The 14043-nt window shown below is 68.7% G+C and carries 11 protein-coding genes and 2 pseudogenes; 1 reads left to right on the forward strand and 12 read right to left on the reverse strand.

The window, feature by feature from the left end; genetic code table 11:
• The 7 genes and pseudogenes from ABZT03_RS40205 to ABZT03_RS40235 all read right to left on the reverse strand — a co-directional run.
• Positions 1–317 (reverse strand): annotated as a pseudogene (locus ABZT03_RS40205) (integrase core domain-containing protein); the annotation flags it as partial.
• Entirely contained in the window at positions 317–736 is a 420-nt protein-coding gene (locus ABZT03_RS40210; protein ID WP_356048632.1) for a hypothetical protein, read from the reverse strand. The gene ABZT03_RS40210 and the pseudogene ABZT03_RS40205, both read right to left, overlap by 1 nt.
• Positions 737–989: 253 nt before the next feature.
• On the reverse strand, positions 990–1823 hold the full coding sequence (locus ABZT03_RS40215) for an alpha/beta hydrolase (RefSeq protein ID WP_356048634.1): 834 nt from the start codon (positions 1821–1823) through the stop codon (positions 990–992).
• A 122-nt stretch (positions 1824–1945) separates the two neighbouring features.
• Positions 1946–2785, reverse strand: a complete 840-nt coding sequence (locus ABZT03_RS40220) for an alpha/beta hydrolase (protein ID WP_356048636.1) — start codon at positions 2783–2785, stop codon at positions 1946–1948.
• Between the two features lie 142 nt (positions 2786–2927).
• Positions 2928–3866: an amidohydrolase family protein gene (locus tag ABZT03_RS40225; RefSeq protein WP_356048638.1), complete on the reverse strand. Its 939-nt coding sequence runs from the start codon at positions 3864–3866 to the stop codon at positions 2928–2930.
• Positions 3867–4024: 158 nt separating this feature from the next.
• Positions 4025–5263 (reverse strand): amidohydrolase family protein, encoded by a 1239-nt coding sequence (locus ABZT03_RS40230; protein WP_356048640.1) that lies wholly within the window; start codon positions 5261–5263, stop codon positions 4025–4027.
• A gap of 780 nt (positions 5264–6043) precedes the next feature.
• Positions 6044–6475 (reverse strand): MarR family winged helix-turn-helix transcriptional regulator, encoded by a 432-nt coding sequence (locus ABZT03_RS40235; protein ID WP_356048642.1) that lies wholly within the window; start codon positions 6473–6475, stop codon positions 6044–6046.
• 1340 nt (positions 6476–7815) lie between these two features.
• On the opposite strand from ABZT03_RS40235, the gene ABZT03_RS40240 reads away from it, so the two are divergent.
• A complete protein-coding gene (locus tag ABZT03_RS40240; protein WP_356048644.1) occupies positions 7816–8151 on the forward strand; it encodes a hypothetical protein in 336 nt (111 codons plus the stop codon).
• A gap of 259 nt (positions 8152–8410) precedes the next feature.
• Here ABZT03_RS40240 and ABZT03_RS40245 read toward each other — a convergent pair whose 3' ends face one another.
• The 5 genes and pseudogenes from ABZT03_RS40245 to ABZT03_RS40265 all read right to left on the reverse strand — a co-directional run.
• Positions 8411–8833, reverse strand: a complete 423-nt coding sequence (locus tag ABZT03_RS40245; protein WP_356048646.1) for a type II toxin-antitoxin system VapC family toxin — start codon at positions 8831–8833, stop codon at positions 8411–8413.
• A complete protein-coding gene (locus ABZT03_RS40250; RefSeq protein ID WP_356048648.1) occupies positions 8830–9060 on the reverse strand; it encodes an antitoxin in 231 nt (76 codons plus the stop codon). Before ABZT03_RS40250 ends, ABZT03_RS40245 begins: the two co-directional genes overlap by 4 nt.
• Positions 9061–9632: 572 nt before the next feature.
• Positions 9633–9845: pseudogene (locus ABZT03_RS40255) on the reverse strand (lamin tail domain-containing protein); the annotation flags it as partial.
• Between the two features lie 35 nt (positions 9846–9880).
• Positions 9881–12118 carry an N-acetylmuramoyl-L-alanine amidase gene (locus ABZT03_RS40260; protein WP_356048650.1) on the reverse strand — a complete coding sequence of 746 codons (2238 nt, stop codon included), beginning with the start codon at positions 12116–12118 and terminating at the stop codon, positions 9881–9883.
• Between the two features lie 627 nt (positions 12119–12745).
• Positions 12746–14043, reverse strand: a 1298-nt coding sequence (locus ABZT03_RS40265; protein ID WP_356048652.1) for an RHS repeat-associated core domain-containing protein, incomplete at its 5' end; no start/stop codon positions are given.

The raw sequence follows: 14043 nt of genomic DNA on the forward strand, positions 1-14043 counted from the left end.
AGGTAGTTGAGGGCGCTGTGGCGCCTGCGGACGTTGTAGTACGTGAGCCACTGGAAGATCTCCAGTCTCGTCTGACGCATCGTGGAGAACAGCCTCTGGCGCGTCTCCCTCTTGAGTCCCTGCCAGAAGCTCTCGGCGAGGGCGTTGTCGTAGCTCGAGCCGACCCGGCCCATACTCCTGCGGATCCCGAAACCGTCGCAGACCTGCGCGAACGCGGCCGATGTGTACTGCGAGCCCCTGTCCGCATGGAAGATCACCCCGTCCACGTGGCCGCCGCGGGTCGCCACAGCCATATTCAGGGCGTCGATGACCAGTTCTACTGCTCGGTGATCTTCTTCGTGGTCAGGTCCACGGCGGTGTCCCGGCCGCGGGCATGTACCCGCAGCCGGTAGTCACCCGGTCCGCAAGCCGCCAGCGGGGGCAGCTCTTGTTCCATCTCGTCCTCAAGCGCACCGATCAGCAGTTCCCCGGACGGAGAGTGGAGCGACACTTCCACGATCTCCTCCCACTGCCCGGGGGCGGTTTCCGGCGCGTCGCGGTGTGCCACCACGGTGACCTGCACGTAGCCGCTGTGAATGCCGGTGTGGATCTCGGCCTGGCCATCGCTGAGGGCGATGAGGCCGTTGTGCGAGACGTCCAACTCCTCCTCGGTCACAGACCCTTCGGGGTCGTGGACGAGGAAGTGGTGGTAGTCGACGCGGACGCGTCCGCTGTCGGTGTGCGCGTGATCGCTCACTGCTGTGCTCCCGGAAGTGGCCGCCTACGACTTGATCCATACCAGGAACCGGTCCTTCTCGACGATCCGGTTGTAGGTGTAGAAGTTGTTCAAGGCGGTGCCGCCCTTGCTGTTCTGCGTCGCGTTGATCATGCGCCAGCTGAGCCGGCGCCGGTGCCGCCCGAAAGCAGGGGGCCCTGGTCCTGGCCGGGTACTCAGCGCCGGCGAGGCGGCCGGCCGGGCGGTCGGGCGTCTCGCGGAGGTCGCCCGTCGGTCACTTGGCCAGGAAGGCGAGCAGGGCGTCGGTGACTTCCTGGGCGTGGGTCCACAGCAGACCGTGGGGTGCGCCGTCGATGACGACGTAGTCGGCCTGCGGGAGCGCCTGGTGGAAGAGTTCCCCGGTGGCCTCGATGGGCAGGATGCGGTCGGCGGTGCCGTGCAGGATCAGCGCGGGAACGTCGATCTTGGCGATGTCCGCGCGGAAGTCGGTCGACCAGGTCGCCACGCAGGCCAGGGAGGCGTACGCGGAGGCGCCGGCGGCGACGTTCCAGCTGTTGCGGACGGCTTCCTCGCTGATCCGGGTGCCGAGGTTCTCGTCGAGGTTGTAGAAGTCCTGGTAGAACGCGGTGAAGTAGGCGTAGCGGTCGGCGGTGACGGCCTGCTCGATGCCGTCGAAGATGTTGCCGTCGACGCCGCCGGGGTTGTCGTCGGTCTTGAGCAGGAACGGTTCGAGGGAGGCGAGGAAGGCGGCCTTGGCGATGCGGGCCGAGCCGTGGGTTCCCAGGTAGCGGCCGACTTCGCCGGTGCCCATGGAGAAGCCGACCAGGACGGCGTCGTTGAGGTCGAGGGTTTCCAGGACGGTGTCCAGGTCGGCGGCGAAAGTATCGTAGTCGTAGCCGGTGGTGGGCTGGCTGGAGCGGCCGAAGCCGCGCCGGTCGTAGGTGATGACGCGGTAGCCGGCCTTCAGCAGGGCGGCGGACTGCTTTTCCCAGGAGTGGCCGTCGAGCGGGTAGCCGTGGATGAGCACGACCGGCTGCCCGGTGCCGTGGTCCTCGTAGTACAGCTCGATGTCGGTGGAGTTCTCCTGGCCGACGGTGATGAACGCCATGGTGATTGCTGCCTTTCGGTTTGTGTGCGTCTGGTGGTGACAGTGGTGGGTGACGGTCACGTCACGGGTTATGGGAGATGGCGGGGCGGGAACGGGGTGAGGCGGGCGGCTGGGCGCGCCGGTCAGCGGACCGTGCGGGCCGCCCTCTCAACGATGCGGGTCACGGCGTCGGGGCACGAGACGGACACCGCGTGTGACGCGTCGATCTCGGTCGTGTGTGCGTGCGCCCGGGCCGACATGAACCGCTGGGCGGCCACGGGGATGTTGCGGTCCTCGGTGGTGACCAGTGACCAGGAGGGGATCGTCTTCCAGGCAGCCTGCGTGGACTTCTCCTCCAGCGCCGCGAGGGCGACCGGGCGCTGCCCCGCGGCCATGAGCCGGGCCTTGTCGGCCGGCACGTCCGCGGCGAACTGCTGGTGGAACTTGTCCGGCCTGATGGAGACGTCGACCCCCTGACTGCCGTCCGGCAGAGTGTAGTTCACCGATTCGATCGCCTGGCCGAGGGTGCTGCCGGGGAACTTGTTCGTCAGCCCGAGCGAGCTCTCGCCCGTGTCGGGCAGGAACGCCGCGATGTAGACCAGCGCCTTGACCTTGTCCTCCAGCCCGGCCGCGGCCTGGCTGAGGACGGTGCCGCCGTAGGAGTGGCCGACCAGGACCACGGGCCCCTCGATGTGGCCGATGACGCTGCGCAGGTAAGCGGCGTCGTTCGCCGGGCCGCGCAGCGGGTTGGCGGCGGCCACCACCGGGTAGCCGGCGCGCTGCAGTCGCTTGACGACGCCGTCCCAGCTCGCGGCATCGGCGAACGCCCCGTGCTCCAGCACGATCGTCGGCCGCTCCTGGTGACGTGCGGCGGCCCCGGCCACCCCGGGCAGGGTGACGGCCGTGACGGAAAGGCCCACCGCCGCAGTGATACCGAGCAGGGCGGATCTGCGACTCGGACGAGCGAAACGGATATTTTGCATGGTGAATGTCCTCATTTCTTGGATTTCTTGGACGTTGGTCCTGACCGGACCACGCCGACGAAGCAGGCCGGTGCTATGGGGCTGCGGGCTCGGGTGGGGTGCGGCGGATGTGCCTGCATCAGCCTGCGGCTCGCTGTCTTGCTCAGCGCAGGCGTGGAAAGAGCTGAAGAGCGTTGCCGCGTTCGATGCCGAACAGCTCATCCGGGGTGAAGCCGAACCCGGTGAGGTTGGCGGTGTTGCGGGTGACGGTGGATTCGGGGGCCGGGGGCCAGTCGGTACCGAACAGGATGCGGTCGCTGCTGGTGACTTCCAGGGCCGGGAGCAGGCAGTTGCGGGTGCCGGCCATGGCGGTGTCGTAGTACAGGCCTCGCAGGACCGCAGCGACGTGGTCGGGGCCGATGTCGGCGTCATCGGGCCCCATGGCCACGATGGTGTGTTCGGCGATGCGTTGGCCCAGGGCCGGTAGCGGACCCCCGCAGTGCGGGAGGATGAGTCGCAGGTCCGGATATCGCTGGAAGACCCCGGTGTAGATGGCGTTGGTGATGTTCCGGGCGGTGTCGAAGGGGAACTCGACGACCGAGGGGGGCCGGCCCAGGGCCAGTTCGGTGACGTGTGGGCTGCCGGTGGGGTGAATGAGCACCGGTGTCCGGCGGCGGTTGAGCTCGGCGAGAACGGGCTCGAGGAACGGTGCGCCCAAGTAATGGCCGCGGGTGTTGGAGCTGAGCATCACCCCGTCCAGGCCAAGAGTGTCCAGGGCGTACTCGATCTCGGCGAGCATGGTCTCGGGGCAGTCGCCCGGTAGCGCGGCGAAGGCCCCGAACCGGCCGGGGTGGTGGTCGGCCAGATCGGCGTATTCCCGGTTCACCGTGCGGGAGAACCGGACGGCGAAGTCGGGATCGTAGGGCGTCCCGACGGGGGTGAACGGCAGGGAAAGCAGCTGGGCGGCTATGCCCTGACGGTCCATGAAGGCAAGGGCCTGCTGGGAGTTCCATCGCATCGGGGCTGTCCCGGGACGGGTCTGCAGGGTGCTGACGCTGCCGCCGAAGTAGTGGGTGTGCACGTCGATGCGGGTGCCGGACACGAGAGTGCCTTTCGCGGATGAGGAGTGTGGGGTAACCGCGGGCGACCAGGTCTGCCCGGGGCCTGCGATCCAGGTGTCGGCGTTCTGCGGGCATTGCAGGTCACCAGCGGGACGACCCGGGGAGATCCGGCCCGGCGGCCCGGGGTGTTAGCGAGAGTTCAGGTCCCGAGCAGGGTGCCGCGGCGCCAGACGGCCCGGGTGTTCAGGGTGTCGGTGATGTCGAGGGTGGGATCGCCGTCGACCAGGAGCAGGTCGGCGCGCAGTCCTGCTTCGATTCGGCCGCGGTCGGACAGGCCGAAGCGCCTGGCGGTGGTGGAGGTGGCCGCGCGCAGTGCCTGGACCGGGCTCAGACCTGCCTGGACGAGGTACTGCAGTTCGTGGTGGACGCTCGCGCCGTGGGCCAGGCCTCCCAGGAACGGCATCGGCATCGACGTGTCCGTGCCGACCAGGATGTCGATGCCGGCGTCGTGCAGTGCCCGCACGGACTCGAGCACGTCGGCGATCCTGCCCTGGGGGTAGTGGTTGAAGCTGCTGCGCAGCGTCTTGTCCCAGGCCTCGTCCAGGCGGGAGGCCACGCGCGGGTCGTCGGCCAGTCGGTCGCCGGTGATACCCATCATTGAGGCGTTCAGCACGACGCAGGGGACGACGAATACGTCGGCGTCCCGGATCAGGCTGATGATCTCCTCGGTGTGAGGGCCGTCCATGAACAGGTGCACCAGGCCGTCGATGCCGGCCTCGACGGCCATCCTGGTCGCGTCGATGGTGAGGGCGTGGGCGACGGTGAGCATGCCGTGCTTCTTGGCTTCGGCGACGCCGGCGTTCAACGTAGCCTGATCGAGCATCGGAAGGCCGGGGTGGCCTTCGACCGACCCGTCGTCGACCATGAACTTGATGTAGTCCGAGCCGCGTTCGATCAACTGCGGGATGAACCCGGCGGCCTGCTCAGGGGTGGAGGAGAACGGCATCAGCGGCGGCGAGCCGACCGGCTTGGCGCCTGCGTCCGCACCGGGCGGCGGGCCGGGTCGGAAGCCCTCGGGAAACAGCTCGCTGGGGTGGCCACCGGGCGGCGTGATGGCGAACCCGGAGGATCGCACATCGGCCATGGCGTCGTTGCCGGTGATGTGCGCGCGGTTGTCGGCGGTATTCGTGCCCTGCATCTCCAGTTCGGTGGTCACACCGAACCGCAGTGCCAGGGCCAGGGAGTCCTCGTTGGTGTGGACGTGCGCGTCGATCAGGCCGGGCAGCAGTGTGGCGCCCTGGGCGTCGACGATCTGCGCTTCGGAAGGCACGTCTCCACCGACCGCGAGGATCCCGGTGCGGTCGAAGACGACGGTGGTGGCCTTCAACACCTTCTCTCCGTCGAAGACCTGCGCGTTGATGATGGCAGTAGTGGTCATGGCTGCTTCGTTCTCCTGGGGCCGTTGGGCGACCGAATCTCTGTCACCGACACATTCATGTTCACTGACACACATATGCATCATTGCATGCAACTGCGTAGAGTGTCGACCCTTGGCTGAGGAGTTCGTGCGTCTCCGGGGGCGGCGGAGGGAGAGCGGGCCGCTCCGAAACGCCGCACCGTGCGCACCGGCTCCCGCCCGTTCGCCTTCGCGTTTCCCCTCCGCGATGGAGCGATGCTCTCCACCGGGCAGCGAAGACAAGTGAGACAGGACCGCGGCTCCTCAGGAGATGGGCAGTCTGCTTCCTCAGGCCCGTGGGCGGTCGCCCCTCCCCACGGCACCAGCCATACGGGAGGCGAACATCCTGCCGACGCGGCGGACGGTGGTGAGGCCGGGGAGGTCGTCGACCGACCCGGCTGCTTTGAGAGCACGATCACGGGCGATGCCGGCCGGAGCGTCCGGAGGCGCCCATGCGGCGCACGGCGTTTCGCCGCCGGGCCCCCCATCGCCTGCGTCCCTGGTTCTGATCACCAGTGTCTGATCCGGGTCGGCCAGGCGTGCGGGGCGCGGCCTCGCCGGCGGATGGGCTTCTGCGCCCGCGCCGATGCCCGGACCACGTGTCACCCAGGCAGCGGGAGCGACCCGACGGGAAGAGGATCCGCAGATCGGCTCGGACGTGGCGGAACCGTCAGGCTCCGGCACGCTTGCCGTGATGCTCGACGAGGGCTCACCCGACCGGGCGCCGCGGGTCCGGGCGACCACCGGACTCCCGGCGGTGACTCAGAGCCGCTCCCGCTTCCTCATGGCGGCCGCGTCCTCGGCGTACTGGATGAGCATGCGGGCGAACCGCAGCCGCTCGTCCGCGGCCCAGCCGCGGGTGATGTCCTCGAACGCCCGGCGCTGTTCCGCGGCGAAGTGCTCCCGCAGTGCCTCGCCGTCCGGAGTCAGCTTCAGTACGGTGCGCCGACCGTCCTGCTGGGACGCCTCCCGCCGCAGACATCCCTGGTGGATGCAGTCGGACACCATGCGGCTTGCGACCGACTGATCAATTCCGAGCTCTTGCGCGATCGCACCCACCGTCGCCTCACCTGTACGCTCCGCGACGACGTTGAGCACCAGGTTGCGGGAAAGGTCCTTACCGGAAGCCGGGGAGCTTCGTCTGAGCCGGGAGAACGCGGGCCCTACGCCGTCCAGCACCGCGTCATCACTCATGGGCCCATCTTCGTTGTTCGCCATGCCTCAACTGTAGCTACAACAATATGCGCGGTAACCAGCAAGTGCATGTCTTACTGCATATGCGTGATCCCGAGTCGACAGCAGGCATCAGTGGACGCCCGCGGTGAAGACTCTGCCGCGTCGGTGCTCGGTGGATCTGCGGCTGGGCCGCTTCCCGCTTCCGGCCGCCTGGGACGGACCTGCTCCCGTGGCCCGTACCCAGGCCGCGGCGATGGCGGAGGCATGGCAGACGACCAGGCAGCCTGCGGCTCGGTGGCGTGCAGGCGTTCGCGTTCACGGTGTTCGTCGCGCCGGCGGCGCTGTTCGTTATCGCGGGCGTACCAGGCGTGGAGGCGCCTGTTGATGGAGCGGTGGTGGAGCTGGGTCGCCGGACGCAGGACGCCCGGTGGGCGGCCAACCTCGCCGAGTGCGTCCACACCTACCCAGTGCCATCACCAGTCCGTCAAAGATTCGACGATGCCGCGACGGCACGGGCCACTTCGTGGTGCGCTGACGGGTCGCGCGGATCCCCGCCCCGAAGCAGCTCATCGTGTTCTTCGCGCGTGGGCGCGTGACCGCCGGAGCCCCGGAAGCGAGGTGGCTGGGGCCGCTTCCCGAGGTGACGTGAGCGAGATCGGCACCGTCAGCTCACCCGGCGCCCCCGACCGCGCTGGCGGCCACAGTCCCCGACCACCGGTCACAATCCGGCTACTTGCGCATGGGCTGGCCTGATTGGGCCGACCACGAGCCTGTCCCCGGTGCCGGTCGAAGGATGCGCAGCCGGCTCACAGCGGCACCGTCACTCATTGCGCAGTCGGCGGCGCAGCGGTTTCGGGGCTTGCGCATTCGGTATGTGCACCGGCTGCGCACAGCGGACAGGTGCGCCGTCGACGGCGGTGTGCGCATTCGGCCCAGTCGTGCGCAACGGGGCCTCTCGCGGCCTGCTTCCGGGAGCCGGCACGGGCCCGATCCTTCGTCGGCTCCCCCCTCTGTGCCTACGGGCTCGCTGGGCTGGCCCCCCGTTCCGTCGCAGTCCGGGCCCATGGTCGGGGCTATGGTCGGGCCGACCATGGGCTTTGTGGCCCCATCATGACCGCGGTCGGGGTCTCATGGTCGGTGGTCGGGTCGGGGTTGGCGGGTTTTCTCAAGGTCGGTACCTACACGTTATGACCTGGGAGTTTGACCATGCCCCTTGGCAAGCAGGTCTCGGGGAGCGACGCGGCTGTCCCGGTGGCCGCAGGCGCCCGACTGGAGACAATGCGGCGACGCATACGCCTGTCGCTCCTGGCCCTGTTCACCGCAATCGCGGCCGGACCCTCGCGCTGGGCGTCGCGGCCATGTCCGGCCCGACCACCGTCGCGGCTGCTCCCTCGGACAAGCCGACCGCCGTGCACAGCGCGGCCGTCGCGGCCGACCCAGCGGGCTATGTGCAGGTGTTCGTCGACGCGTGGCTGCGCAGCTGCGCCGCCAACTCCAGCCGTGCGCAGGCGTGGCTTACGCAGTCCCTCGAGCCGGACGTCGATCTGCCGGACCCGGACCAGGACCCCGGCCGCGGGTGCGCGGCCGAAGCCGGCCACTTGACTGCCGTGCGCAGTGTCGCTGATGGGTGCGGGGACGCTCCCAACGCCGAGGAGGCGCTCATCGGTTCTCCTCACAGCGGCTCGATTCCGTAGGGGAGTCAAACAGAGGTCGGGTATTCCTTGCCCTCCATTGGGCCGTGATCGTCGTGCTCAACCCCGCTCCTCGCGTCGACGCGGTGTCTGAGTGGTGGCCGCGGCGCCGCCGCTGTCCCGGACAACGGCCTTGCCCGCTTCAGCCGCGCGGCCGGGGCTGCCGTGCGGGCGGCCGGCTGCCCGGCACCAGCTTCAGAAGCAAGCAAGCCCGCCTGAGCGAGACCTCCGAAGTGGCACCTTGCGCGTTGGTACTGCTGGGTCAGGTGCTGGATGCCTCGAAGGTCTCGATCGTGCAGCGTGCTGCCCCGCTGCGCTCGATCCTGGCGTCGCTGGTGATCAACGGAACGCCGAAGCTCTCGGCGAGGGCCACGTAATGCGCGTCGTAGACGGAGAGGTTGTTCGACAGCTCGCGTACCCGCTGCCACAGGACCAGCGTCGGGTGCAGGTCGAGAGCGAGAGCCTGGTAGTCGGTGATCGCCTTCAGGGCCTCTTTCTCCGTGATCTTCGGCTTGCCCCCTCGCCGGCCGCGGGCCAGCCCGAAGGCGGCCGCGGTGATTTCGTAGTCCAGCAGGCCCGGCGCAGCGAGAGTATCGGCGCGGCCCACCCGCTCGCGGATCGCGGTTCCAGTCTTGCCGTGGTCGAGGAGGAAATGCACAAGGCTGGAGCAGTCAATGACGATCAACGTCGGTCCCGCCCGTCCTCGACGGCGTCGAGGATGTCGGTCGTTCGGAGCTCGGTGCGGGTTTCGCGTTCCAGGCGCGTGGCCATCTCTGCGAGGGTGGGCTTAGCGGCTTCCCGGGCGAGAAGGTCCAAGGCGTACGCCTGGAATGACTTGCCCGCCTGCGCGGCGCGGACCTTGAGGGCGTTGACTGTGTCGTCTGGGACATTCCGGATTGTGATCGCGGTCATGCCTTCATTTTAGCGGCAATGCAGGCACTGTGCAGTCATCGGGGAGCCGCGCGCGTACGGCGGCCGCCGCCGTAACAGCGTCACGGAGTAGTCGTCGACCCTCCACGCGGTGGCTGGCGTCCGCTGCGCGCACTGGACCTGGAACACGCACCGTAGTCGGCGACGACTGAATCGGGCTTGGATCGCTCTCGGTACCAGAGCCACGGCGCGTCGGCCCAGGTCGGCGTGGAAGGTACTTCGGCCAAGAGCGTGTCATGCGTTGTCGGTGCTGGGGCGGGTTCCGTGAGGAGGAGCCGGTGCGCGCGGCGGGCCAGGGACATGCGATGCGCGACGGTGCCGGGGCGGCGTCAAAACGCCTCCCGGATTCGCCCCTCGGCCGTGGCGTCCAGGTTCCGGGGGGCTCGCCGAGGACACCAGGCCGGCGTGGGAGAGGTAGACGCGTACCGGCGATGAAGGGGCCGCCGCGGTTGGGCCCAGCACACCTCCCGGGTCACACAGCCGGCAGCCGCGATACTCCCCGCTTCCACCGGCACTGTATTCAGCGGTTACCGGCAAGGGGCGTGGGAGGTCAGTCAGCGGCGCATGCTGCCGCGGTGGTGGCGTCCACCCCAGGAGTCCTCGTCGACGAGGCGGCCGCGGCCGTTGCGCAGGGTGGCAGTGTCGTAGTCGTTGTTCCACACGTAGGCGCGGCGGTCCTGGAACAGGTCGGTGCGGGTGTCGCGGCCCTCGCCGGTGTGGATGCGGACCGTGGCACGGCCGGCCAGGCGGTAGTCGTCGAAGGTGTAGTCATGGACGGCATGGCCGAATGGCAACCGCCCTTCTACCGCAGGTAGGCGATGCCGTCGGTGGTGACGGTGGGACGTCCGCTGGTCGCGGAGACGACGATCTTGATGGTGTGCTTGCCCGCGGCAGACCAGTTCTTGGTCCAGGAGGCGTTGCGGTAGGCCGTGGTGCTCGACTTCAGGTCGACGGTGGCGGTCTTGGTTCCGTCGACGTAGACGACGGCCTGTCCCGAGGTGGCCGCGCGCGAGACGATCCAGGCCGCTGAGCGGCCGGTGAACGTCCAACTGAGCGAGGCGTTCTTGGTGGCACTGCTCAGCGAGGTGCCGCCGAGGTAGCTGCTGGACGACTTCTTGGTCCAGGTGCCGGTCTTTGTGGCGGCCGTTTCCTGGAGGAGCACCGGGGTGGCGGACGCGGTGGCGGTGGCGGTGTTGCCCGCCTGGTCTTGCGCGGTGAGGCTGAAGGCGGTGGCCGCGCCAGACTTGGCGGTCAGCTGGGCGCTGGTCGTGATGGGCCCGTAGGTCTTGGGCGTGGGGGTGGTCAGGCGGACCTCCTTCAGGGCCGCGTTGTCGCCGGCTTTCCAGGTGAGGGTGACGGGCACGGCGGTGGTGTCCACGGTTCCGGTACGCAGGGACAGCGTGGGCTTGGTGGTGAACACCGGCGGGGTGGTTTCCGCTGTCACCGTGATGGCCGGCGTAAGGGTGGTCTTGCCGGACTGATGGGTCGCGCGGACTTGAACGGTGTGGCTGCCGGCGGTGAGGGTGACGGCTGCGGAGTTCGCACTGCCGGTCTTGGTGGCGGCGCTCTTGCCGTCGATGAGGAGCTCGTACGTGGTGATGAGGGAAGCAGGCGTGGTGGCGGCCCAGTTGACGGTGACCGCTCCCTTGGTCAGGTAGGTGCTCCCCGATGGGCTTGCGCCGGTGAGCGACGTGATCGTGAGTCCGGCGACGGGTCCGGCGGCCCACGTACGCAAGGTCGGCAACTGGTTGTACAGGGCGGTACCCGGGCACTCGGTGGCGTAGGCGTCACGGTGGCCGGAGATTCGGTTGAAGACGGCGGACTGCCCGAGTGCGAACTTGCCGTTGGCTTTCCCTGCCGTCAGGGTCACCTTGCCCAGAGGATCCCTCTTGTACTGGCCGAGCTTCCAGGCCGCGAGCCGGGCGATGGCGGTCTTCGCGGCGAGGGGGGCGTCCTCGCTCGTGAACGTGCCGATGACGGCGATGCCCGTGGTGTTGGTGTTGAACCCCTCGGCCTGTGCACCGATGACGGGCCGGTCGATGCCGCCCTTGCGCCCTTCGAAGATCGTGCCGCACTTGTCGACGACGAAGTTGTAGCCGATGTCCTTCCAGCCCTGGTTCAGGTGCAGGGCGCGCAGGCCTCGCACGATGGCCGCGGAGTCGGCGCAGGAGTAGGTGTTGGTCTGGGCGGTGTGGTGAACGAAGACGGCGTTGATGGTCGTTCCGTACTCGGGTGCCTCGTTGTTGAGGGACTCGTCCGCTCCCCAGGCCGCCCGGCTCACCACCGGGGGTTGGGGCACGGTGGAAGCCGGTCCGCTCGGCGCACTCGCACTCGCCGACGACGTGGACGGTGTCGGCGCGGTAGGTGGGCTACTGGCCGACGGGGAAGTCTCCGTGAGCGTGGCTGTGGGGGTGAGCGATGTCTCGCTCGGGGTCGGGGGCGGTGTCACCGCGGATTCGGATGCCGCCACCGAAGGGGTCGGGGAGTCGACGGTATCGGTGTTGCTCGGCTCGGGACTCTCCGCGTCTACGGTGTAGGCCGCCGCCTGCATTGCCTTGCGCGTGGAAGCACCGGGATCGACCATGTCCAGTCGCAGCCCGCCGGGCAGCGCGCCGCCCGCGGCCACCTTGATCTCTACCCCGTCCGACGGTCCGAACCAGGCGGCCTCCGTGGCGCCGCGCATTCCCTTGCGGGCGGCGTCCTCCCCGCCGCCGTCGTCGGCGTCCAGCGTCACCCAGGAAGACCACTTCCCCGTCGTCACGGTGCGGACCCGGGCTTGCGCCGCACCACGGACATGGGCCTGTGGATCGTCCCACGACAGTCTCAGCATGCTGAACGGCTGCACCTCGGGTCGGCGCAGGGAAACACCGCCGGCTCCGTCGGCTCCCAGCTTGGTCGACCGCACATGGGTGACGACCGGCCCCTGTGCCGTCTTCGCGTCCGGTCCGGAGCCGGGCGAGTCCCGTGGCTGGACGACGAGCACCCCCGCGGACACCGCGGTCGTCACTACGACCGCACCCCACAGCACACGCCGCTTCACGCAGACCACCCCACATACATTTGGATATCTACACATGACAGACGAACTCACAGAAGGGCGGCGCACATTCTGGCTCGCCTGGGTCCCGGGACAGGAAATCTACATGGTGAACTCGCCCTGCAGGCACGGTGGTTGCTGCCCACTGGCGCCCCTGGGCGTAGCAGGCGCCGTGAGTTGAGGGACTGGTGACCGGCGGTGCTGGTGGCGCCTGGCCGACCTACGGGCAGATGGCCGCACAACAGGAGGCACGGCGAGGACCGTACTGGCCCTCGCACCGCGATCAGCACAGTCGCAGGAGCGCAGAGAAAAGAAGTCCGCCCGGGCCTGGCAGGCGGGTACGGCCCCCGACGGCCAGGTAATCCGCCGGAGGCCTCCGCCCCATGGTCGCCGAACGGCGCCACGGGTCTGCGCTCAATTCAATCCGCTATCCCTTTCGCGCCAGTTTGTGTATCGCTATCGCGACGGCCGTCCCCATGAGAATCCCGGGGATGAGCAGCAGGCCGAGTGACAGCTTGGGTGCCAGCAAGTGAGCCACGTACAGGCTGCTCACACTCGCGATGGAAGCGATGACGGGCCCGAGTCGGTCGGGTTTGTGCTCTGGGGAGCGCATTTCTGACACCTCTGGTTTCAGTTCCATGCGTAGCCTGCCATTCCGCCCGCACAACCGAAGCCGAAAGTGAGTGCGGACAGGCCTGCGGAGAATTCTCCACCCCACCAGCCGTACACAATGACCGGCCCTGCGGCGCTGCCGCCCCATACCGTGCAAGCCCTGACGTAGTGATTGTGATAGGTGCGGTACAGGACCACATGAGCGATGTGGAACATGCGGTGGTGCCTCATGTAGTGGATGGCCCGATGGCGCACACGGCGCAGGTAGCGGCGCCAGTGCGGCCATTGCCCGTTGAGGTCGTAGCAGTTGACGGGGTCCGCATTGCAGTAGTCGTAGGCGTTGGCGCTGCCGCCGGGGACGGGGTCGGTGGACAGGAAGCGGCCAGTGGTGGGGTTGTAGAGGCGGGCGCCCATGAGGGCGAGGCCGGTGGGGGTTTCGGTGGAGCGGGTCTTGGCGCCGATCCAGCCGTAGCGGGTGGGCTGTTGGCCGGGGCGGGGGTTGCCGAACTCGTCGGTGTCCAGGACGGTCGGGGCGATGGTGGTGTCCAGGGGGAGCTGGAGAGCGATGTCGCCGTGGAGGTTGGTGAGTTGCAGGACGGTGGCGCCGGTGGCGCTGCTGGTGGCGGCGAGGTCGCCTGCGGGGCCGTCGATGTTGCGGGTGAGGCTGCCGCTGGTGTCTTCGGTGATCCAGCGGGGGCTGTCGGAGTCGGAGTCGTAGTGGTTGGTCTTGGTGGCGGTGGTGGTCCAGGTGCCGGAGGTGTTGGTCTCGGTGGTCCAGCCGCGGAAGCGGAGGTTGGAGTCGAGGGTCCAGGTCTGGCGCTGGGTGCCGGCGGTCTGCTGCTGGACAAGGTCGTCGGCGTAGTAGGCGAGGGTGGTGCCGGGCAGGGCGGTGGTGCGGCCGAGGTTGTCGTAGGTGTAACCGGTGTTCACCAGCCGGTCGGCGCTGTCGTAGCTGTTGGTGGTGGTGACGGCGCCGGTGGTGGTGCAGTCGAGGCCGACGTCCGCGGTGGCGGTGGCCAGGGTCTTGCGGTTGCTGTTCTTGTCGAAGGTGTAGGTGCGGGTGGTGCACACGGCGTCGGCGCCGGTGTCCTGGGTCTGGGTGAGGCGGCCGGTGTTGTCGTAGGTGTAGGTCTGGGAGGCGGTGACGCCGGGGGTGCCGCCGTGGACGACGGTCTGGCTGTGGGTGTTCTCGCTGACGGTGTCGGCGGCGAGAACGGTGCCGTCGCTGGTGCGGGTGTAGGTGCGGGCGGTGGCTGAGCCGGTGGTGTCCTGCTCGTCGCTCTGGGTGTAGCCGCCGGGCAGGGTCTGGGTGGCCA

The organism is Streptomyces sp. NPDC005574 (genome assembly GCF_040605435.1).
In the GTDB taxonomy this organism is placed as follows: domain Bacteria; phylum Actinomycetota; class Actinomycetes; order Streptomycetales; family Streptomycetaceae; genus Streptomyces.